16 protein-coding genes and 1 pseudogene are annotated in these 22,114 nt (G+C 50.8%); 15 read left to right on the plus strand and 2 right to left on the minus strand.

From position 1 onward, the window contains the following. Window positions 1-169 precede the first annotated feature (169 nt). The 9 genes from D3P07_RS15575 to D3P07_RS15610 all read left to right on the plus strand — a co-directional run bounded on the left by D3P07_RS15575 (window position 170) and on the right by D3P07_RS15610 (window position 13,954). Window positions 170-1,954, plus strand: coding sequence for a sensor histidine kinase (locus tag D3P07_RS15575; protein WP_119801137.1), 1,785 nt, complete (start codon window positions 170-172; stop codon window positions 1,952-1,954). Next, window positions 1,929-3,566: a helix-turn-helix domain-containing protein gene (locus D3P07_RS15580; protein WP_119801138.1), complete on the plus strand. Its 1,638-nt coding sequence runs from the start codon at window positions 1,929-1,931 to the stop codon at window positions 3,564-3,566. The genes D3P07_RS15575 and D3P07_RS15580 overlap by 26 nt, the downstream gene beginning before the upstream one ends. A 79-nt stretch (window positions 3,567-3,645) precedes the next feature. Further along, entirely contained in the window at window positions 3,646-4,773 is a 1,128-nt protein-coding gene (locus tag D3P07_RS15585) for an extracellular solute-binding protein (protein ID WP_259391528.1), read from the plus strand. Next, on the plus strand, window positions 4,774-5,181 hold the full coding sequence (locus D3P07_RS27600; RefSeq protein ID WP_259391529.1) for a DUF3502 domain-containing protein: 408 nt from the start codon (window positions 4,774-4,776) through the stop codon (window positions 5,179-5,181). Window positions 5,182-5,334: 153 nt separating this feature from the next. Continuing rightward, window positions 5,335-6,204 (plus strand): ABC transporter permease, encoded by an 870-nt coding sequence (locus D3P07_RS15590; RefSeq protein ID WP_119801232.1) that lies wholly within the window; start codon window positions 5,335-5,337, stop codon window positions 6,202-6,204. A 14-nt stretch (window positions 6,205-6,218) separates the two neighbouring features. Next, window positions 6,219-7,103, plus strand: a complete 885-nt coding sequence (locus tag D3P07_RS15595) for a carbohydrate ABC transporter permease (protein WP_119801139.1) — start codon at window positions 6,219-6,221, stop codon at window positions 7,101-7,103. Window positions 7,104-7,118: 15 nt separating this feature from the next. Continuing rightward, window positions 7,119-9,647: a beta-glucosidase BglX gene (gene bglX / locus D3P07_RS15600; protein WP_119801140.1), complete on the plus strand. Its 2,529-nt coding sequence runs from the start codon at window positions 7,119-7,121 to the stop codon at window positions 9,645-9,647. Between the two features lie 37 nt (window positions 9,648-9,684). Further along, window positions 9,685-11,961: a beta-glucosidase family protein gene (locus D3P07_RS15605; RefSeq protein WP_119801141.1), complete on the plus strand. Its 2,277-nt coding sequence runs from the start codon at window positions 9,685-9,687 to the stop codon at window positions 11,959-11,961. A gap of 28 nt (window positions 11,962-11,989) precedes the next feature. Then, window positions 11,990-13,954, plus strand: a complete 1,965-nt coding sequence (locus D3P07_RS15610; protein WP_119801142.1) for a beta-N-acetylhexosaminidase — start codon at window positions 11,990-11,992, stop codon at window positions 13,952-13,954. A gap of 455 nt (window positions 13,955-14,409) precedes the next feature. On the opposite strand, the pseudogene D3P07_RS28030 reads toward D3P07_RS15610, so the two are convergent. Further along, window positions 14,410-15,092, minus strand: a pseudogene (locus tag D3P07_RS28030) (transposase family protein); the annotation flags it as partial. A 142-nt stretch (window positions 15,093-15,234) separates the two neighbouring features. Between D3P07_RS28030 and D3P07_RS15620 the strand changes: the two are divergent. After that, window positions 15,235-15,600: a hypothetical protein gene (locus D3P07_RS15620; RefSeq protein WP_119801144.1), complete on the plus strand. Its 366-nt coding sequence runs from the start codon at window positions 15,235-15,237 to the stop codon at window positions 15,598-15,600. Window positions 15,601-15,646: 46 nt separating this feature from the next. On the opposite strand, the gene D3P07_RS15625 is transcribed toward D3P07_RS15620, so the two are convergent. Further along, entirely contained in the window at window positions 15,647-16,795 is a 1,149-nt protein-coding gene (locus D3P07_RS15625; protein WP_119801145.1) for a C39 family peptidase, read from the minus strand. Between the two features lie 747 nt (window positions 16,796-17,542). On the opposite strand from D3P07_RS15625, the gene D3P07_RS15630 reads away from it, so the two are divergent. From D3P07_RS15630 to D3P07_RS15650, 5 genes are all read left to right on the plus strand, one after another. Then, on the plus strand, window positions 17,543-18,226 hold the full coding sequence (locus D3P07_RS15630) for a copper amine oxidase N-terminal domain-containing protein (RefSeq protein WP_259391530.1): 684 nt from the start codon (window positions 17,543-17,545) through the stop codon (window positions 18,224-18,226). A 481-nt stretch (window positions 18,227-18,707) separates the two neighbouring features. Next, window positions 18,708-19,883 carry a LolA family protein gene (locus tag D3P07_RS15635; protein WP_119801147.1) on the plus strand — a complete coding sequence of 392 codons (1,176 nt, stop codon included), beginning with the start codon at window positions 18,708-18,710 and terminating at the stop codon, window positions 19,881-19,883. A gap of 157 nt (window positions 19,884-20,040) precedes the next feature. Then, window positions 20,041-21,228, plus strand: coding sequence for an alanine racemase (alr, locus tag D3P07_RS15640; RefSeq protein WP_119801233.1), 1,188 nt, complete (start codon window positions 20,041-20,043; stop codon window positions 21,226-21,228). A gap of 222 nt (window positions 21,229-21,450) precedes the next feature. Continuing rightward, entirely contained in the window at window positions 21,451-21,732 is a 282-nt protein-coding gene (locus D3P07_RS15645; protein ID WP_116048851.1) for a CopG family ribbon-helix-helix protein, read from the plus strand. A gap of 3 nt (window positions 21,733-21,735) precedes the next feature. Next, window positions 21,736-22,086, plus strand: coding sequence for a type II toxin-antitoxin system PemK/MazF family toxin (locus D3P07_RS15650; protein ID WP_087569551.1), 351 nt, complete (start codon window positions 21,736-21,738; stop codon window positions 22,084-22,086). Window positions 22,087-22,114 lie beyond the last annotated feature (28 nt).

Here is a 22,114-nt window from a genome sequence, read left to right on the forward strand (position 1 = left end):
TGGCATGCTGAAGTAGGCATGGAATCTCTTGCAGCTATTAGAGTCGTGAAAGTACTATTGAATAGTCGTATGGCGGGTAGCTCATAATGAGCAGAGGCGTTAGGATAGAGGGACGATTTTGCGGATAATGATAGCTGCCGGATAACCGAACAGAAAAGGGTGATCGCGCATGAGGGGACGGTTAAGCGGTATCCCATGGCAAACGATTAGGGTCAGGCTGGTGCTTGGCCTTCTCTGTATGACCATTCCATTAATCGCGCTGCTGATCTACAACAATCGGTATAGCGTGAATGTCATTCACAACCAAGTAGCGAATTCGAACAAAAACCTGGTATCCGTCTTTATGAAGCAGATCGATGACCAGCTCTCCGAAACGGAACGTCATTTGATGGGGCTGATGCTGACGGAGCCCAATCTGCTGGCGATGGGGGAGGCCAGTCCCGAAGATGAATACATGATGGCGAAGAGCAGCGTGTCGCGCAGGTTGACCTCTGATTTAATCGTCTATCCCTATATTGACGGTTTTTTTGTCTACTCGATCCCAAGGCAAGATAGTGTAGAAACCTTCCGTGACGAGATGAGCTACAAGGAGCTGACCAACCTGCGGGCAACGGTAAAGAAGCTTGCTACAGGGTTGGCTGAGCAGCCGACTCATCTGAACGCGACTTGGCGGGTTCAGCAGATGAATGACGAGTTCTATATCCTGCGTTTGTTCGGAGACGGCAATCTTTATATAGGAGCCTGGGTGAAGGCGAAGTCGATGCTGAAGCCGCTTAGTGATATGCATGCGGAAGAACGGGGCGCTTCTCTTATTGTGGATGGAGCCGGGGGAATTCTATCCAGCACGGAGAAGCTCGCGCATGCCGGACTTGATTTTGCTCAGGGGTTCGACAACCATTACTTGTCCGGGACGGATGAGGAATATCTTGTCGTTGGAGAATCCTCGAAGAAAGGCAGCTTCAGCCTGGTCTCGGTTGTGCCTGACAGGCTCATTCTGGAGAATCTCCCTTATTTGGCGAAGGCCGCATGGGTTGTGATCGTGATCGCCCTTGTTATGCTGCCGCTCAGTCTATGGTTTCTTCGCAAGGTGCTGCTGCTCCCGCTCCAGAAGATGACCAAGGCGATGCGTCGGATTGGGGAGGGCAATTTCAATACGAAGATTGAGGAATCACCCGTACAGGACGAATTCCAGCTTGTGAACCGAACCTTCAATCATATGATTACGCAAATTGAGGAATTGAAAATCCATATCTATGAAGAGCAGATCAGCAAGCAGCGCGCGGAGCTGAAGCATCTTCAATTGCAGATCAACCCTCACTTTTTCATGAACTCATTAAATATTGTGTACAATCTGGCGCAGGTGAAGCAATTCAGCTTGATTCAAGAGATGACGATGTGTCTGGTTCACTATTTTCGCTATACGCTGCAAAGCAATCAATCTCTCGTTCTGCTAAGAGACGAGCTGAAGCATGTCCGTAATTTCCTGCGCATCCAGCAGCTTAGATTCCCGAATCGGCTGTCGATTGATATCCATGTGCCGGAATATTTGCAGGAGACGCAGGTTCCGCCGTTGCTTCTGCAGACCTTCGTGGAAAATGTGGTCAAGCATGCGGTGCGGATGGACGACACCAACACGGTGACGATTGAAGCATCGCTAAATGAACTAGAGGAGGAGCCGACGGTCATCCTGTCGGTGCGCGACAATGGCCCCGGATTTTCCGATGAGGCGCTGGAGGCCATCCGATCAGGCAAGCAGCAGGTGGATGAGAAGGGCGAGCATATCGGATTGTGGAATGCCCGCGAGCGGCTGCGGCTGCAGTACGGGGACCGCTCGTGGATGGATTGCTATAATGACGAACCGCATGGAGCCGTGGTGGAGATGGGCATTCCGCTCAGAGCGGATTCGTCTCATAAGGAGGAGAAGGACGATGTGTCAGCTTCTAATCGTGGATGATGAGCTTATCGCAGTGGAAGGGCTGAAGTCGGGCGTGCAATGGTCTGCCATCGGCATCAGCAAGGTATTCACAGCACATAGCGCGGAGCAGGCGAAAGTCATATTCGGGCAAGAGGAGATAGACATCCTGTTATGCGATATCGAGATGCCGCAGGCTACCGGTCTTGAGCTGCTGGAATGGGTAAGGCGGCACTATCCCCGGACGGAGACAATCTTCCTCACCTGCCATGCCGACTTCGGGTATGCCAAGCAAGCGATTCAGTTAGGCAGCTTGGACTATTTGCTTAAGCCGATTCCGTATCTGGATTTGGAGGAGACGATCAAGCGGGCGATTCGCAAGCTGGACCAGGACAACCGGAATAGCGAATTCAGCCAATACGGGAAGTATTGGGTGCAGTATCAGCCGCTGCTTGTTGAGCGATTTTGGCTGGATATCTTGAATCAGACGATTCCGGGCGATGCGGAAGCGATCAAGAAGGCGGCGGAGGAGCGCAATATTCCCTATACGAATGAAATGCGATTTCTGCCGGTGCTGATCCATGTCCGGAGATGGCATAAGAAGATTACGCTGCGCGATGAAAAAGTTATGGAATACGCTATCCGCAAGTCGGCCGAGGAGCTGCTCCTGAATGAACTGGAGAGAGGCCTGCTGATTTCGCTGGGCGACGGGTATATGCTCGCCATGATGAATTTGGAGTCGCAAGCAGCGGTGAATGAGAAGCTGCGAGCAGGTTGCGAGCAATGGATTGAGGCTTGCCGCACGTATTTCTTCGCGGGCGTATCGTGTTATATCGGAGAGACCGCCCATCCCGACCAGCTGGCTTACATGTTCCTTCGACTGCGCAAGCTGGATGAGAATAATGTAGCGCATGATCAAGGCGTCTTCTCCCTGCAGGATCCGCAGATCTTGTCTTCGGGCGGCATGCCTCCCGATACCGGGACCTGGTCCATTCTATTAAAGGAAGGTGCACGCGAGCCGCTGCTGCGGGCGGTTGGGGATTATATGGAAGAACAAGTCGCATCCGGCGGCCTGGATTTTGACCGGTTGAACCAATTCATACAAGACTTTCAGCAGATGGTCTATTACGACTTGCAAGTAAAAGGCATCCAGGCGCATCAGCTGTTCGGCGACAACGACTCCATAACGCTGCATGCCGCTGCGACGCGCACATCGACCGATGCCTTGAACTGGATTCGCCATATCGTGGACAGGTCGATCCAGTTCGATATTGCGCTCGATCAGACACAGAGTGTAACGGATAAGGCCAAGGCTTACATTCATGAGCATCTTGCCGAGGATATTTCCAGGGATGATATTGCCAATCATGTTTACTTAAACCCGGATTATTTGACGCGGATATTCAAGAAAGAGACTGGGATGTCGGTGTCCGATTATGTGCTGCAGCAGCGGCTTACCCTAGCGGCGGGTCTGCTGGCGCAGACGGAGCTGTCAGTCAGCGCGATTGCCAGCAGGGTCGGCTATGCCAACTTCTCTCATTTCTCCAGAATGTTCAAGAAGTACTTAAACGTAAGCCCGCTGGAATATCGAAGCCGGCATCAAGCAGCAAGTCCCCGGTCCGCAAGTCGTGAAAGTGACAGGGAGAAGTCGTAAAGAGGGCAGAGGCAGACAAGCTTGCGGTCGTACAATGAACACAGCACCAACCATTATACGAAAAGCGGGGGAGAACAAAATGAAAAACATCATGCGCGGAGCGACTCTGCTGCTGCTGTGCTTTGTCCTTGTCCTGTCTGCTTGCGGCAAAGGCAATAATGGAGCCGAAAACGGCAATCAGCCGGGCAGCAGCGCGAATACGGGGAACCAGCCGGAAGAAAAAGTAGAGGAAATTACAGTAGCCTTCCCGCTCGTCAGCACCTCCCAGCAGGACTTGCAGCTGGTAGAGGACGAGATCAACAAAATTGCCGAGGAGAAAATTAAAGTGCGGGTCAAGTTCCTGCCGATTAATGCAGGCGAATGGGCCCAGCGCATGAATCTGATCTTCAGCGGCGGAGAGACGCTCGACCTGACCTTCGTCTCCGGCTTAATGTACAGCAACATGGTAGCCAAAGGCCAGCTGATCGCGCTGGATGAGCTGCTGAATACGCATGGCGAAGGCATTAAGAACACCTTCGACGAGAAATATTTGAACGCAACCAAAATCAACGGCCAAATCTACAGCGTGCCGACGGTGCGCGATCTGGCGGGCAGCTACGGCCTGACGATGCGTAAGGATTTGGTGGATAAGTACAATATCGATATTGAAGCAATTCAGACACTGGACGATGTCGAGAACCTGTTCAAGACGATCAAAGAGAGTGAGCCTCATATTGTGCCGCTGGTTCCGGGCGGGGTTGGCCAATCCTTCCGTGAGAATTATGTGTTTGTTGATCCGCTAGGCGACTTCATGGGTGTATTGCCTAATTATGATAACGATCTGAAGGTCGTCAACTTGTATGAAATGCCAGAATATAAGGCGTTCATCGACCGTATTCGCAAGTGGTATCTGGAAGGATACATCTTGCCGGACGCGGCAACGAACAAAACAACAACCTTCGAGCTGATCAAATCCGGCAAAGGCTTTGCATACATGGCTTTGCAGAAACCAGGTTTTGCGGCGCAGGAATCGAAGGCATCCGGCACGCCGATGGTCACGAAGGAATTGATTGCGCCAGTGGCGACGACAAGCAATGTGACGAATGCGATGTGGGGTATTCCGGTCAATTCCAAGCATCATGAGAAAGCGATGAAATTCCTGAATCTGATGTATACCGATCCGGACATTGTCAATCTGTTCGATTGGGGCATCGAAGGCAAGCATTAAGTGAAAGTAAGCGGAGAGGCTGATCATATCATCTCGTATCCGGCAGGTCAGGATGCCACAACAATCGGCTTCAACATGCTGGGCTGGATGTTCGGCAATCAATTCCTCTCCTATGTCATGCAGAACGACGATCCGGATATTTGGAAGAAGACGGCGGAATTCAACAGCGCCTCCAAGCCATCCAAAGCGCTCGGCTTTGTGTTCGATGCGTCCGCAGTGAAGACGGAAGTGGCGGCTGTATCCAACGTCGTAACCCAATACAAGCTGCCGCTGGAGACAGGAAGCGTCGATCCGGATAAATTGCTGCCGGAGTTCATCTCTAAGCTGAAGTCGGCAGGCATGGACAAAATCATTGCCGAGAAGCAAAAACAATTGGATGAGTGGGCAAAAAACAACTCGGTTCAGTAATAGTGGCATGCCACACTTGCTGCCCGGCCAATGACGAGTTGGCCGGGCTTATTATTCCAGGCAGTCTCGGACAGAGAGGGAGAGAATAGGGTGAATACGACAACACGACGCAAGAGAGGAGCCCGGCTGCGCAGATTTATCCCGCTATACATTATGATGCTGCCGGGGCTTGCTTATTTGATTATCAATAACTACTTGCCCATGTTCGGCCTGTCCATCGCATTCAAGGACATCAATTATGCCAAGGGCATCTGGGGCAGCGATTGGATCGGGTTCAAAAATTTTGAATATTTGTTCAAAACGACGGACGCTTACATCATTACGAGAAATACGCTGCTTTACAATGCCGTATTTATTGTTCTCGGTTTGGCGATTGCGATCGCCATTGCGATTCTATTGAACGAGATTAGAAGCAAGATGGCAAGAGGTTTCTATCAAAGCGTGATTTTGCTGCCTTATCTGATCTCTATTATTTTGGTTAGCTATCTTGTCTATGCCATGCTCAGCGTGGATGCAGGCTTTATCAACAACACCATACTCCCTATGTTTGGTCTTGATCCAATCTCTTGGTATCTGGAGCCGAAGTATTGGCCGTACATTTTGACCGTTGTCCACATATGGAAGGGAGCAGGCTACTCCTGCATTATTTTCCTGGCGGCTATCTTGAGCATCGACCGCGAGTATTACGAGGCGGCGGAGCTGGATGGAGCAAGCAAGTGGATGCAAATTCGCAAAATTACGTTCCCGATGATCACACCGATCATCACCATGCTGACGCTGCTCGGCATCGGACGCATTTTCTATTCCGACTTTGGCCTATTCTATCAGGTGCCTATGAATTCCGGCGCGTTGTATGAAACGACGAACGTCATCGACACCTATGTATTCCGCGGGCTGATGCAGCTTGGCGACATCGGCATGTCTGCGGCGGCAGGTTTCTATCAATCGCTGGTCGGGTTTATTCTGGTGCTGGTATCCAACTATATTGTGCGCAGGTTCGACAAGGACAACGCCTTGTTCTAGGGAGGGAGATTCATATGACGAAAGAATACCGGGGCTGGCGCTGGTCGGCGCACATCATATTAGGATTATTCGCACTGGCGTGCATCCTGCCGTTTGTGCTGCTGTTCACCTCCTCCGTAACCGATTCGAAGGTCATTGTGACGGAAGGCTATACGTTTTTTCCTTCCAGTTTCAGCTTTGCCGCTTATGATTATCTGTGGCAAAACTCGAAGATGATCTTTAATGCTTACGGCATTACGATTCTGACGACGGTGGTCGGTACGACGGCAAGCTTGCTGATGACCTCCATGCTTGCGTACCCGCTGTCCCGCAAGGATATGCCTGGCGGGATGGTGCTAGCCTTTATCGTATTTTTTACGCTGCTGTTTAATGGGGGACTTGTCCCTACTTATATGGTCTACACACAATTATTTGATATTAAAAATACGCTGCTTGCCCAGATCGTGCCATGGCTGCTGATGAACGGATTTAACGTGCTGCTCATGCGCGCGTTCTTCATGAACAGCGTTCCGAAGCCTGTTCTGGAGTCGGCGAGCATCGATGGTGCCGGCGAATTTACGATCTACTACAAGATCGTGCTGCAGCTGTCGCTGCCGATTATGGCGACGATCGGGCTGTTCCAGGCGCTGGCTTACTGGAATGATTGGAACAACGGACTTGTATTTGTAACCGACTCTGCACTGTTCAATCTGCAAAACGTGCTGAACCGGATTATGAGCGATATCGAGTTCCTGTCCAGCAATGCCAGCATGGGCTCGGGCAGCATTATCGCACAGCTCCCTAGCGAGACATTCCGCATGGCGATTGCGGTTATCGGCATATTGCCGATCTTGATCGCGTATCCGTTTTTCCAAAAGTTTTTTGTCAAAGGTCTGACTATCGGCGCAGTTAAAGGCTAAGGAGGAGAACACGATATGATCGGATTATGGCATGCGATTGTGGAGACGCCATCCATGAAGTTGAAGCTGCAGTTCAAGGTTTCGAAGAAAGCGGTCTATACGCTGGATATGGCGACGGAGCCACTCGCCATCCCTATACAGATTGATACACTGTCGGTCGAAGGCAATCGTCTGACAGCCAAGGCGAAGGCGTTCTGGATGCCAGGGGAGGAAATCGAAGTTCGCCTGGCGTTCCAGGGGGATGTCTTCGAGGGGGATATCTATATCCCTGCCATCGGCAAGCTGCCGCTTCAAGGCGCGAGAGGGCGCGGCCCGCATCTGTCGGAGTCGCTTATCGAGGAGGTTCTTCCTTATCGGAGGGAGTCGGTACGAGAACGTTCCGACGAAGAGATCGAATCGGAGGTCGAAGCTCTTCTGGGACGCATGACGCTGGAGCAGAAGATCGGCCAGATGTTCCAGGTGCTGGCCTCGAACTTCTCGTTCGGCAATGCGGTTGTGACTGATCCGCCGGAGAAGCTTATTGCTGAGGGACGGGCAGGCTCCGTCCTGGGCGCCTTCGATGTCAGCCGCGTGTTCAAGCTGCAGAAGATCGCTGTGGAGCAGTCGCCGCACGGCATCCCGCTGCTGTTCAACGCGGACATTATTCACGGCTCGCAGACGGTATTCCCTGTTCCGCTGGCTTGGTCATGCAGCTGGGATATGGAAGCGATTAAGGAGGCATGCGCCATTGCGGCGAAGGAAGCCAGCGCGTCGGGAACAGTATACAATCACGGTCCGATGATTGATATCGGCCGCGATCCGCGTTGGGGCCGCGTTGTTGAAGGAGCAGGGGAAGACCCGTACCTGGGCGCGCTGATTGCAAAAGCGCAGGTCGAGGGCTTCCAGGGAGAATCGCTGTTCCATGCGGAGACGATTGTCGCTTGCCTGAAGCATTTTATCGGATACGGCGCTTCCGAAGGTGGTCGCGACTACAATACGGTGGACATATCCGAAGCTACGCTGCGGAACGTTTATTTGCCGCCGTTCCAAGCCGGACTTAAAGCGGGAGCCGCTTCGGTCATGAATGCCTTCAATATTTATCAAGGTGTGCCGGTAGCAGCCAGCGAGGAGCTTCTGAAGCGGCTGCTCCGCGAGGAGCTGGGCTTCGACGGCGTGCTGATCTCGGATTACGGCGCCGTGGACGAGATCGTCCAGCACGGCTTTGCCGAGGATGAGCGAGAAGCGGCGAAGATGGCGGTCAATGCGACGATGGATATCGAGATGGCGACGCGCTCGTACGAGCATCTGGCTGAGCTGGTTCGCGAAGGCAGCGTGCAGGAGGAGACGATTGACGCAGCTGCCCGCCGCATACTGCGGCTAAAGTACAAGCTGGGACTGATGGATGATCCGTTCCGCTACATCCGTCCGGAGAAGGAGCAGGAATACCACTTCCATGAGGATCATCTGAAGGCAAGCCGGGAGCTTGCGCAGAAGTCTATCGTCTTGCTTAAGAATGACGGTGTGCTGCCGCTGACCAATAACGGAGGCCAACTCGCACTGGTCGGTCCGTTCGCGGACAGCAAGGATCTGCTTGGTCCATGGCAATTTTCCCGCTACGGGCATGAGACCGTGTCGCTGTATGAAGGTCTTGTAGCCAGCGGAATCGGAGAGGATCAGCTGCTGTACGCGCAGGGCAGCGGCGTCAATGACCCGCTGGACGGCGGCATTGAGGAGGCGCTCCGTGTTGGCGCGCAAGCGGATGTAGTTGTGCTGGCGCTGGGCGAGAGCAGCGACATGTCCGGGGAAGCGGCATCCCGTCTTAGCATTCAACTGCCGGAGGCGCAGCAGCGGCTGGCGGAAGCCGTCGTGGCGCTGGGCAAGCCAACGGTGCTGGTGCTGACGAACGGCCGGCCGCTTGTGCTTGATTGGTTCGATGCGAACGTCAGCGCCATCGTAGAGACATGGTTCCTGGGTTCGCAGGCAGGCCATGCCATTGCAGATGTCCTGACGGGCAATTACAACCCGACCGGCAAGCTGACCATGAGCTTCCCGGCGCATCAGGGACAGGTTCCGGTCTATTATAATCATTTCCTCACGGGCCGCCCGCTGACGGAAGCGAACCGGAACAGCAAATATATATCAAAGTATCTGGATGGACCGAACGATCCGCTGTATCCGTTCGGACACGGTTTAAGCTACAGCCGGTTCGATTATTCCGAGCTGCGGATCGACCGCTCCGGGATTGCCGGGAGCGAGAAGCTTACTGCTGCGATTACAGTGACGAATAACGGCAATGTCGCCGGGGAAGAAACGGTACAGCTTTATATTCAGGACTGCCAGGGCAGTATTGTACGGCCAGTCAAGGAGCTGAAGGGCTTCCGCAAGCTTCAGCTTGCGCCAGGCGAAAGCGGAGAAGCTATATTCGAGATCGGGGAAGCGGATTTGGCGTTCTGGTCGCCGAGCAGGGGCTTTGCGGCGGAGCCGGGCCGGTTCAGCTTGTATATCGGAGGAAGCAGCCGGGATGTGAAAGCAGCAGAATTCATATGGACGGACAGCAAGCAATAGAGTGAGTAGATCAATCAATATGCGGGGAGGAATTACGATGGGGAACAATCGGGACATTCAGGCACTGATCAAAGAGATGACGTTGGAGGAGAAAGCTGGGCTTTGCTCTGGTCTGGACACTTGGCATACGAAAGGGATTGAGAGGCTCGGCATTCCGTCTGTCATGGTGACGGATGGACCGCACGGCCTTCGCAAACAACGGGCGTCGGCCGACCATTTGGGCTTGTTCGACAGCGTGCCTGCGACATGCTTTCCGTCTGCAGTCGGTGTAGCCAGCTCGTGGAACCGGAAATTGATTGAACAGATGGGACAGGCGCTTGGTGTAGAATGCCAAGCGGAGAATGTGGCTGTCCTGCTTGGCCCGGGTGCGAACATTAAGCGCTCTCCTCTCTGCGGACGCAACTTCGAATATTTCTCCGAGGACCCGTATCTCTCTTCGGAGATGGCGGCTTACCACATCAAGGGCGTGCAGAGCGAAGGCGTTGGCACTTCGCTTAAGCATTTTGCCGCGAACAATCAGGAGCATCGCCGGATGACCTCAGACTCCATCGTGGATGAGCGGACGCTGCGGGAAATTTATTTGGCCAGCTTCGAAGGCGCGGTCAAGCAGTCCCAGCCGTGGACGGTCATGTGCTCGTACAACAAGGTGAACGGCGAGTTCGCCGCGGAGAATGAGACGCTTCTGACAGCTATTCTGAAGGAAGAGTGGGGCCATGAAGGCTTCGTTGTCTCCGATTGGGGCGCCGTGAACGACCGGGTGAAGGGACTGGCTGCCGGCATGGAGCTGGAGATGCCGTCCAGCCATGGTGAAGGAGACCGCGCCATTATTGAAGCGGTCAAGAACGGCACGCTGCCGGTGGAGAAACTGGATCATGCCGTAGAGCGGCTGCTCTATGTAATCTTCAAGTCTGTCGACGGTCGGAAATCCGAAACGGTATTCGACCCTGCCGTTCATCATCAACTGGCCCGCGAGGTGGCTCGCGAAAGCATGGTGCTGCTGAAAAACGAAGAGGGTATCTTGCCGCTCAACCGGACCGGAACGCTGGCGGTCATCGGCGCGCTGGCGAAGGAGCCGCGCTATCAGGGCAGCGGCAGCTCCCAGATCAATCCGACACGTCTAGAGGATATTAGCGAAGAGCTGGCCCGCTCCGCAGGCGATGGCGTGAAGCTAACGTATGCTCAGGGCTACGAGCTGAATCAGGACGATTCCTCCGAGCAGCTGACAAAGGAAGCGCTGGAGCACGCTTCACAGGCGGATGTAGCCGTCTTGTTCGCAGGACTGCCGAAGCGATATGAATCGGAAGGGTTCGACCGCAAGCACCTGCGCATGCCGGCCAATCAAGTGGCACTGATCGAGGCTGTAGCAGCTGTCCAGCCGAATCTCATTGTCGTGCTGAGCAACGGTTCTCCGGTAGAGATGCCTTGGCTTGGCAGCGCCAAAGCCGTGCTTGAGGCGTATCTGGGAGGCCAGGCGCTCGGCGGAGCTATCGCCGATCTGCTGTTCGGCGATGCCAATCCGTCCGGCAAGCTGGCGGAGACTTTCCCCGTGCGGCTGAGCGACAATCCTTCTTATTTATTTTACCCGGGCGAGGGAGACAAGGTGGAATACAGGGAAGGGATTTTCGTCGGCTACCGTTATTATGATAAAAAAGACATTGAAACGTTGTTCCCGTTCGGACACGGGCTTAGCTATACGACTTTCGAATATACCGATCTTGCAATCGATAAGCGTCAGCTGACTGACGCAGAGAAGTTGACCGTGACGGTCAAAGTACGCAATACCGGCTCTGTGGCGGGCAAGGAAATTGTGCAGCTGTATGTACGCGACATCGAAACCGAAGTGATCCGTCCCGACAAGGAGCTGAAGGGCTTCGACAAGGTAGAGCTGGCACCGGGAGAAACGAAGACGGTCACGTTTGAGCTGGATAAACGGAGCTTCGCCTTCTATGATGCGGATGCTGGCGACTGGCGGGTCGAGACCGGAGAATTTGATATTCTGATCGGCCAGTCGTCGCGGAATATCGTGCTGTCGGAGCGAGTGACCGTTCACTCCACAACGCCACAGCCGCTGGTCTATCATCGCAATTCCACAGTGTCGGATTTGATGAAGTCGGAGAAGGGCCAGGCTTTTGTCCAGCAGTTCATGAGCATACTTCCGTTCGCCGGTGCAGTCGGGGAAGAGCACAAGGAGATGCTGCGGGCGTTTATGGCGCATATGCCGCTTCGCGGACTGATCTCCTTCAGCGGCGGCAAGTTTACGGAAGAGAAGCTGGCGGAAGTAATCAAGGGGTTGAATGCCGCTGAGAGCAACTGACATCAACTGGGGATAGGAGGCTGGACAGATGAATAAATCATTTTTTCCTTTGTACCCGCAGCCCCGCAAGCTGGAGCTGCGGGAAGGGAGCGGTTCCTTCTCGGCTGACTTCGCACTAGAGAACTTGAGCGAAGAGGCGAAGCGAGCAGCGTCCGTTGTGCGCGTGAAGGAGAGGCTTGAAGCTGCTGCAGCTCAATGGCTGGGTAGCGGACGCGGTGTCGATCGGGCGGAGCCGCTCGGCTTTAGGCCCGCGACAGCTTTGCGTATTAAATTTCGTCCGGAACTATATGCTCAAGGTTACACTGTGGAGTGGAACGGAGTACGGTTAGAGGTTGGCTTTAGCGACCCGGAAGGTTTGCATTATGCAATCGTTACATTGGAGCAGCTGATCGCCCGTCAAGGGCTCGCGTGCGCGTGCTTCCGCATCGAGGACGAGCCGGACTTCCCGGTCAGGGGCCTCATGCTGGACATCGGACGGAACAAGATTCCGAAGATGGAGACGCTGTTCGCCTTGATCGACCGGATGTCCGAGCTGAAAATGAACCATTTGCAGCTCTACATGGAAGGTTTCTGCTTTAACTACGAGACGTTCCGGGATTCCTTCCCGGAGGCAACGCCGCTTAGCGGAGCGGAGTTCCGCCAGTTGGATGCCTATGCGAAAGAGCGGTTCATCGACCTGGTGCCGAATCAGAATTGCCTTGGCCACATGGGGCCTTGGCTGGCGAAGCCGGAGTTCGCCGACCTGGCGGAGCATCCAGGCGGACAGGAGACGCCGGTCTCCATCAAGCTTCCGCCGGTTACGCTCAATCCGCTTGACAGCCGGTCGATCGATCTGGTGCGTACAATGTTCGATGAGCTGCTGCCGCATTTTACATCGGAATACGTCAATGTGAATATGGATGAGCCTTTCGGCCTTGGCAAAGGGCAAAGCAAGGAGCGTGCCCAAGAGGTCGGAGTGGGCAAGGTGTATATGGATTATGCGGAGCAGGTATTCGAGATTATTCACAGCCATGGCAAACGCACGCTGATGTGGGGCGATATTCTGACCAAGCATGAGGACATTATTCCGCTGCTTCCGAAGGATGTAATCGTGCTGGACTGGAATTACGAGAGCCACACCTCGTTCGAGGCGAACGGCAAGCTGCTGCAGCGCCACGGCGTGCCTTATTATGTCTGTCCGGGCACCAGCACATGGTCTGCCATTACGGGACGGACGGACAATATGCTGGACAATATTGCCGATGCCGCCCGCAGCGGCAAGGCTTACGGCGCAGCCGGCATGATCATGACGGATTGGGGCGATTCCGGCCATTGGCAGCCGCTCGTTATGAGCTACCCGGCTTATGCGTATGCTGCCGCCGCAAGCTGGCAGGCTGAAGCCAATCTGGAGCAGCATGAGCTGATGGAGCGGTATGTGGCGGATTGCATGCTGCAGGATGACTCGGGGCATGCGGGCAAGCTGCTGCTGGAGCTGGGACGCTACAGCCATCTGGAGAACAGCACGCTGGAGAATATGACCTACACGAACTATCTTCTGAACCGCGGGCTGTCGACGAAGGAGAAACTGCTGTCGGAGACGGATATGATCATTAAGCTGCTCGTGGAGATTGGCGGGCGAGGCATCCCGTTCCAGCTGGACTACCGCTATGACGATATGCTGGCATGGCTGAGGGAGCAGAAGGAGACGCTCGGCGAGCTGCGGCTGAAGCTGGATGATGCGAAGATCGTATCGGAAGAGCTTGCGCATGCGATTTCTTTGATCGAGCATGGCTCCGGCCTGCACCGCTACATCTTCGGCTTGGAGCTGCCGGATGCCGCAGCGGAGATCGCATGGCTGCGCAAGCTGCATAACGAGCTTGCTTCCATCCTTGCAGAGTTCGACCGTCTATGGTTGATTCGCAACCGGAGAGGAGGTCTTGAAGCCAGCACCCGCAATCTCCATAGGCTGCTGAAGCAGTATGAGGAGCGGCTTGCGGAGCTGGAGAGTGTGTAGCGAAATAAAAGATAACGATTTGACACAACTCCAATTGAGCAGATTAAGGCTCTTTTAACGAGAGCCTTTGTGCTGGCTTTGATACTATAGACTTAGCTTTTTTGTCTGAAATCGGGCAATGCGCGCTGTGTCTTCTTTGTTTTGTTAGCCAGCGGGTGAGTTGTAGTAATCTGAGACGGTTCAGACAGAACTCCATTTACAAATTCTCGCATAGAACATCGTCGGCGATGTGACGAAAGACCTTAATGATGTGCAGTTTCGCATGAAAAAATGGAAATAATTAGATATATTATACATGTATAGTATACCCAAAACATTTGATATCCTTTATTCCTTTTTCCTCCAGCAACCTCCACCCTCATTTTCGCATCAAATCGGGAAGAGGTAGACTTGGCGAGCGTAAACATGACGCTATTGTAAGAAAGCGTATGTCCCTGCCCAAGTTTACAATATTAACGAATGGTGAATATATGGTTCAGATCGACAGATGGATCAAGCTTGATGTAGGCTGACCCTACCATTTTAGGCTGAACTGCGAATTTGCGATTGTGCTTTTGTAGGAGACCTGGTAGCGCTGCATTAGCCTCCTCCATCGTGTTGATTCCGAGCAGCCGAAGTTAAATAACTAGACGGTCCTGGAGCTCCACACGGCCCTAGGCCTGCGGCGTCGTCAATAGCAGCATGCAACCATGCAACCACAGGCGGGAGCGCGATCCTCTAGCCAGGCATAGGGCGTAGCGTCGATCTGCCATAGCAGCCTGCTTGCGGTTTGCGTTTGCGTGGCTTGGCTTGCTTAATCCCCTCAGCCAGGAGGACATGTCTGATATTAGAAGCGCTTAATTTCAGTGACTCATGTTCCTCAAGAAGTTCTGCAAAATGACAGTTATTGCTCCGTCATATTTTTCTTTATAGAGGGATACTGCCTTTCCTTCACTTCATTTGGTAATGCGTGCTGGGGCTTCCTTCCTCGATTCATGTGTATGAGTCCCTTCGTACCTTCTCCTAATTGATATTTCTTCTTTAGTCGGATAACTTGTCTTTCTGTCAGGTTAAGCGCCGCTGCTCCTTCTCGATTTGTGATCTGCTTGCTGAGTAACTTTTCCACTACAAGTACCTTCTTTAGTTCTGCTTTCGTCAATTTCAATGTTCCTGTTCCATAGTGACATTATCTCAGAACAATAAAATCCACTTTTTGTTGATATTGAACTTAAAGGAATAATTTGTTACCATGAGTTGTGAAAGCACTAAGAGTTGCATGTTCTTTTAATGGGAGGGGTTGTATGAAGTTTACTCGACTTTTTTTTATTTTGTGTGTAATTTTGATTGTGGGGTGTCAAGAAAAAGTGGACACAAATAGTTATACCTTTCAAGTCGAAACTAAAAATATCAAGGTCGTATTAGGAAATGGAAATAAACTAAATATTAATGATGAGGAAACTGTTAGTATGATCTTAAAGAATATAAACGGAAGTACTTACAAACCGCTATCGTTTCCGGAGCAGGTAGGGGGATTTACACTTTATTTTGATGATGGATGGGAATATAGCTCACAGGGATATATTGAAAAGGATCATAAAAAATATAAAGCAGATGATAAAAAAACAGTTGAACTTATCAATAACTATGTAAATACCCTTCATAATTAAAACAGAGAGAAGTGTGATTTCACACTTCTCTCTGTTTTAATTACTTTTATATTGCCGAGCCGGGAACAACAGTTACCGTTTCGTTCCATGATAGATTAGATATATAAAGATACACAGATTTAGGTGTTGTATTCCAAGTATCTCGTACAATAACGTACCTATGCCATTGAAAGAGGGTGCTGGTCTGTTGATATTCTTCATATCCAACGCCTGTCATGTCGTGATTTCCGTAAGTAGCATCGCCAGTTGTATTTATTATAGTAGGTCTATTGTTAGTAATTTGACTTCTATGTGTAGCGAAGCTTGGCGAAGTTCTTGTAACTGTTACATTCCAACCGCGATCATTCCAAAATTTTTTCATTCCAGTAACTCGGTCATTCCAATCGGTTGTACCACCACTACTTACGTTAGTATTCATGTACGATGAGCCTGCCAATACATCTATCAAAGTTGATGATGATGTTGTGCTTTGTAAAAGTGAAGTGTATCCATGAGAATATCTGTAATACCAAATGATATTTGCAAATGAGGTAGGACTACAACCAGCCCTCCATTGAAAATCGGGAACATCTGAAAGTATTTTTGAGCTGTAACTATGAATTGAAGCAGGAACAATCGAGGAGGTTGTAGATAAGGAAAATAAGGAATCTGTATTTGATGTTAAAGCTTGTTCACCTACTTTTACAGAGTTTAACGACTTGCTTATTTTCAAATCACGTTTAGAAATTTCTAATCCCTGACGAATGTCATAGTAACCGTTTGAAGCTAATTTCAGATAGTATTGGAGTGGTCCAAGATATATGGCACTATCATTACTATCTTTTTGGGTATAAGGTCCAGTCCCTTCACGCGCAGATTCAATAACCAAGGGATCAATTGCTCTCACAATTAGATACCCAGCATCTCCATTGGCGTTTCTTACATCAAAATAGAATGAGGTAACCTCGTTGTCGAAATTGAATAAAGGAAACCGATAAGTTACAGAAGCTGAGGACCATGGTTTATAATCACCATGTGTTTTTACAATCTCCACGTATTCATTTGCTGTATCCCATGCAGATTGGAGTAAACGACCATATTCTGACTTATTAAGTTCGGTAGTTTTTGTGTCTGAACTAGCAAGGGTGGAGAACGGGGTGACGAGTAACAAAACAAATGTCAACAGCAGAGCAAAATACATCTTTGATTTGAACATGCAAACACTCCTTTAATAGATTTTGAATTCATTCCCAATTCTACCATATTATCTATTAAATTCAAGTAAGATCACTGATGCGCATTGGTTTTTCGGAATCTTTATACTTTCCAATTAAAATTACTCACTAGTGTTGCATAAACCCGTGGCAACCAAATTGAATAAATTTTCAGAAAATGTTCGAGATGATAATGAAAAAGGTCAGACAGCCCTTAAAGGTTGCCCTCCCATTTGGTTGAATTATGTATTTCTACGGATTCATCGTACAGCACCTTCATGCCGATTTCTTCTAGAAGATCTATCGGCTCTTGCATCTCACCGTTGAAGCGGTCATGGCTGCCTAGTGAGGCATAGACGCTGTAATCCCGGATAGAATCTCGCCGATTTCTTTCTTAATTAGAATGTAGAACTCATTAAGTCCGTATACCAACAAGATTGCGATAAACATGATGTCTTCCTTTAGAATATTAGTCCCGTTATAGCATTTGGCAAACGACAGTTAATAACGAGTCTGTACAGTCGAGGACTGTAATCTAGAATGCAATACCGTATAAAGTCCCAAAGCGGCAAGGATTACGGAGCTGCCGTCATGATCGTGTCGGAATTGGAGGGAAGAACTTTTTGCAATGGATTTGATTTATAAGATTTATTGGTTTTTTCTCCAAGATGAAAAATATACCAAAAGCCTCTTGTTTCCATATTAGGGATTAGGTATTCTATGAGGGCTTTTAACAACGAAATGGGAGCGTGAAAAGTTTGAAGAAGAGCGTTTTTGCAGCTGTCATCAGCGCAGCCATGCTGGTAAGCATGGGAACCGGAGCATTGGCAGCGACCAAGCTGCAAGAGATCAAGGCATTCTTGAATCCGGAAGTTAAAGTAAAGGTAGACGGCAAGCCAATCCAGCTGAGGGATGCTAATCAGAATGCCATTGTGCCGATTAATTATAACAACTCCAATTATTTTCCGATTCGGGCGATTTCTGATGCTTTGGGAATTGCAGTTGATTACGACACCGCAACTAAAACGATTATTTTGGGAGAAAAAGTCGATGGAACTGCAATAGCAAAGGGCTTTGATGATATGTACCATACCAAAGACCCTGCCCAAACGACATACAAAGGCGTTAATTACAAGGAAGCGTATTTCAATAATGCATCTGGCAACCGCAGCGGAGGCTTCATGCTTTATCCGAAAAAGGAGCATCAAAAGCTATATCTTCAAATAGCAGCTGTCGGTGAGGATCTGGAGGATATCGAGATCAAGGATAGCGACAATGATATTATCTTGAAGCAAACCAAGGTGATCAAAGTCGCAGATGGACTCGTCACCATTGAAGCCGATATTGGCGGGGTGAGCTCATTGTATGTGCATTTTAAGATTAAATCTGATGGAGCTGTATTTGTGCCTTTGAATACTTCCTATTATAAGTAATATCCGCAGTCTAGAATAATAAACGGCTATTTTGAGCACAAAGAGAGCCTGACACAAGGGCAGGCTCTCTGTTTAATAGTTATTTTATTTTAGTTTTTGATCAACTTTTTTAAATACGATCGTCCAAATTATTTTCGTACGCCAATAAAGCAATCGCTGTGGGATGTGAAATTCAATGATCTGAAAGGGAAAGGATTTTTTTATCATCAGAAAGAATATTGAACCAATTGGAGATCTTTAAGCAGAAGCTTATAAAAAATGGATTTAACTCAACATATGAAGCAGCCGATGGCTGCTTTTTATTATTTTCTTGAAGGGTGTGTGCAGCACAGCTGCTTTAATCGCCTTGGTTGAGAATGCGCATAAAAGTTTTCTAGCAGTTCAAGCCCCAGCTCGTCAACTTTGTCCGCATAAATGTCCAAGTCCCCTCATAGCATGGTATCAGCCAGTAAAATACTATGTGTGCAGAGGGGATGATTTCATGCGTCGCATGACATGGACCGCGGCAATTATTGTGTGCTTCTCACTACTATTGTCGGCTTGCGGTACGAAGGACGCCGAGTCCGTGGTGAAGGAGCTCGACAAAGTAGTCAACAGTATGGAGAGCTATCAGGGAAGCGGGACGATGACGCTTCATACCGGCCAGCAGCCGCTGGAGTATCAAGTGGAGGTTTCCTATCAGGATCCGCACTATTACCGCATTAAGTTGACGAACGAAGAAAAGGATATTACGCAAATCGTGCTCCGCAACGACGACGGCGTGTTCGTACTGACGCCGAAGCTGAATAAGGTATTCCGGTTCCAAAGCGACTGGCCGCAAAACCAGGGGCAGGTCTACCTGTATCAGACCCTCATTCAAAGCATTATTGTAGACAACTCCAGACAGTTCGCCGTGGACGACGAAGCGTATGTGTTCGATGTGATGGCGAATTACAATAACGGATCATTGGCCCGTCAAAAAATTTGGCTGAACAAAGACGACTTAAGCCCGGTTCAGGTGGAAGTGAGCGACACGAATGCTTCGGTCATGGTAGATGTGAAGTTCGATACCTTCAAATTCGGCGAGAAATTCGACAAGAGCGTCTTCGAGACCCAAGCCAACATGGCCGCTACGCCTCCGGCAACGGACAATTCCGGCGAGAAGACGGGCAGCGGCGGCGATCAGCCGACAATTACGACACCAGAGCAAGAAACCGACGAGGCGGCAGCGCCTGACGATCAAGCGAATCCGGATAAGGAAGGCACAGATGACGAGGAAGCCAGCAATCCGGATGAAAGTGCGTCCACAGGCAATGAAGAAGCAAGCAATCTTCCTTTCGTAGCGCTGGCGCCATCGCATCTCCCAGAAGGCGTTGCATTCAAAGACAGCATGGATATCGATTATGGCGGCAACAAAGGCCTGATCTCCAGATATGACGGGGCATACAACTTTACGATCATTCAGTCGCAGCCAAAGGATATGGCTACCTCGCTGGTACCGGGCGTCCTGGTTGATCTGGGCACGACGGTAGGCGAACTGACGACGAACGAAGACAATTCACTTCAGACGCTGACCTGGACGTATCAGGGCAATCTGTTCCGTCTATCCAGCGCCGATCTGCCGGATGTCGAGATGAGGAAAATCGCGCAATCGGTTCAAGGAGAAATGGATAAATAACCTGCGGCCTCCAAGCGGCGCTCGAATTTCCAAGAGGTACTAGCCATTTCTGGTGCTCATTTCATTGACAGTCCCAGCAGCAACGTTTAACATTATTTTATTAATGTTTGCTGCTCGGACTGTTTTCGTTTTTGGCATTGAGGAGAAGGTGAGCGACTTGGAATCGTATTATCGCCCGACTTGGGCAGAGATCTCGTTGGATGCGCTTCGTCATAATATACAGGCTGTACGTGAGGCTATACCAGCCGGATGCAAGCTGATGGCATCGGTGAAAGCGAATGCGTACGGTCACGGAGCGGTAGAAATAGCGGAGGCGGCTGAACGCTTCGGCGTGGATTTTTTGGGGGTCGCGTTTCTGGACGAGGCGCTTCAACTGCGCAGGGCCGGCATTCAGTCGCCTATTCTTGTGCTGGGGTTCGTACCGGCGGATGCGCTGGCAGTCGCGCGTGAGCATGACATTACGATCAGTCTGTTCCGTGATGATGTACGAGAGGCTGCTGGACAATTGCCAGCCCGCAACGACGGCCGCAAGCTGAAGGCGCATGTGAAGATCGACTCCGGCATGGGGCGCCTGGGCGTGCTGGGGGGCGAGGAGGCGCTTGCTTTCATTGAACGGTCGCTGAATACTCCCGAGCTTGAGGTAGAGGGATTGTTCACGCACTATGCGAAAGCCGATGAGGCGGATAAGACCTATACCAAGCTGCAATATGAGCGCTTCCAATCCATTGTCGAGGATGTCAAGCAGCGTGGATGGACGATCCCGATCGTGCATGCAGCCAATAGTGCCGCAGGCATCGATACGCCGGAATGGGCAGGGGACATGGTCAGACTAGGAATTGGCATGTACGGCTTGTACCCTTCTGAAGAGGTGAACAAGGAGCGGGTCGTGCTGAAGCCGGTGCTTGCGCTGAAGACGCAGATCGTCTGGACGAAGACGGCGCCGCCGGGATGGGGAATCAGCTACGGAACGCGATATTTCACCGAGAAGGAAGAGCTGATTGGCACTTTGCCGATCGGATACGCGGACGGCTACAGCCGGATGCTGGGCGGCAAGGCACATGGATTGGTACGCGGCGTAAAAACGCCGATTCTGGGCACAATCTGCATGGATCAATGCATGATTGCGCTTGATCCTGTCCGGAATCAGCCAGGTGCAGCTCCGGTGGAAGCAGGAGAAGAAGTCGTGCTGATCGGGTCGCAAGGAAATGCCTTCATAACTGCCGAAGAGATCGCAGATCAGCTTGGCACGATCAACTATGAAGTCATTTGTATGCTTGCCGCACGGGTCCCTCGGGTCTACATGGAGGACGGGGCCGTTGTGCAGTCGCGTAACGACTTGGCATAAGCCGACAAGGGCTGGGATTTATTCCAATTGGATTATTTATCATTTCGTGCAGGGATTGAGCCTGCGGAGATCGAATTTGTTATGCAGCCATAAGATGGGTATAATCCGCATATAGCATAATTGATATACGATAGGCATACAAATGATGAAGTATAGTAATGGCAAGAATTTGTCATAATGTGTAATAGGGTTTTTTGGAAAAGTCTTGGGGGTGCGAGTTCGGTGGCCAATGTGCATAATACGAAAAGGATCATGATCAGCTTGCCCGATCAATTGCTCGAGGAGGTCGATGGTATCGTAGCCAAGGAGAACTCTAATCGCAGCGAGTTTATTCGGCAAGCCATGAAGCTGTATTTGGTGGAACGCAAGAAGCGCCAAATCCGTGAATCCATGCAGCGCGGATATATGGAAATGGCAAAAATCAACCTGAATATGGCCTCGGAAGCGTTTCAAGCGGAGGAAGAAGCCGACCATACGTTAGGCCGTCTCGTAAGCGGGGTGTAGAGCTTGATCGTAAAACGCGGAGATGTGTTTTTTGCCGATTTGTCCCCAGTCGTCGGCTCGGAGCAGGGCGGAGTCCGTCCCGTTCTAGTCATTCAAAATGACATTGGCAACCGATTCAGCCCTACTGTAATCGTAGCCGCCATTACGGCTCAAATCCAGAAAGCAAAGCTGCCAACGCATGTCGAAATGGATGCGGCAACTCATGGCTTCGACCGGGATTCGGTCGTACTATTGGAGCAGATCCGTACAATCGACAAGCAGCGCTTAACGGATAAAATCACGCATTTGGACGATGAAACGATGCGCAAAGTGGACGATGCGCTGTTGATCAGCGTAGGCCTGATCGACTTCTAAAATATCAAAGGCCGGCTGTCTCAATGGG

Origin of the sequence: Paenibacillus sp. 1011MAR3C5, from assembly GCF_003591485.1 — a bacterium.
Classification (GTDB): domain Bacteria; phylum Bacillota; class Bacilli; order Paenibacillales; family Paenibacillaceae; genus Pristimantibacillus.

Bases quoted from the DNA above. Each gene is read 5' to 3' on its own strand.
- D3P07_RS15575 (WP_119801137.1), top strand. From the start codon at position 170: ATGAGGGGACGGTTAAGCGGTATCCCATGGCAAACGATTAGGGTCAGG.
- D3P07_RS15580 (WP_119801138.1), top strand. From the start codon at position 1,929: ATGTGTCAGCTTCTAATCGTGGATGATGAGCTTATCGCAGTGGAAGGG.
- D3P07_RS15585 (WP_259391528.1), top strand. From the start codon at position 3,646: ATGAAAAACATCATGCGCGGAGCGACTCTGCTGCTGCTGTGCTTTGTC.
- D3P07_RS15590 (WP_119801232.1), top strand. From the start codon at position 5,335: ATGATGCTGCCGGGGCTTGCTTATTTGATTATCAATAACTACTTGCCC.
- D3P07_RS15595 (WP_119801139.1), top strand. From the start codon at position 6,219: ATGACGAAAGAATACCGGGGCTGGCGCTGGTCGGCGCACATCATATTA.
- bglX (WP_119801140.1), top strand. From the start codon at position 7,119: ATGATCGGATTATGGCATGCGATTGTGGAGACGCCATCCATGAAGTTG.
- D3P07_RS15605 (WP_119801141.1), top strand. From the start codon at position 9,685: ATGGGGAACAATCGGGACATTCAGGCACTGATCAAAGAGATGACGTTG.
- D3P07_RS15610 (WP_119801142.1), top strand. From the start codon at position 11,990: ATGAATAAATCATTTTTTCCTTTGTACCCGCAGCCCCGCAAGCTGGAG.
- D3P07_RS15620 (WP_119801144.1), top strand. From the start codon at position 15,235: ATGAAGTTTACTCGACTTTTTTTTATTTTGTGTGTAATTTTGATTGTG.
- D3P07_RS15625 (WP_119801145.1), bottom strand. From the start codon at position 16,795: ATGTTCAAATCAAAGATGTATTTTGCTCTGCTGTTGACATTTGTTTTG.
- D3P07_RS15635 (WP_119801147.1), top strand. From the start codon at position 18,708: ATGCGTCGCATGACATGGACCGCGGCAATTATTGTGTGCTTCTCACTA.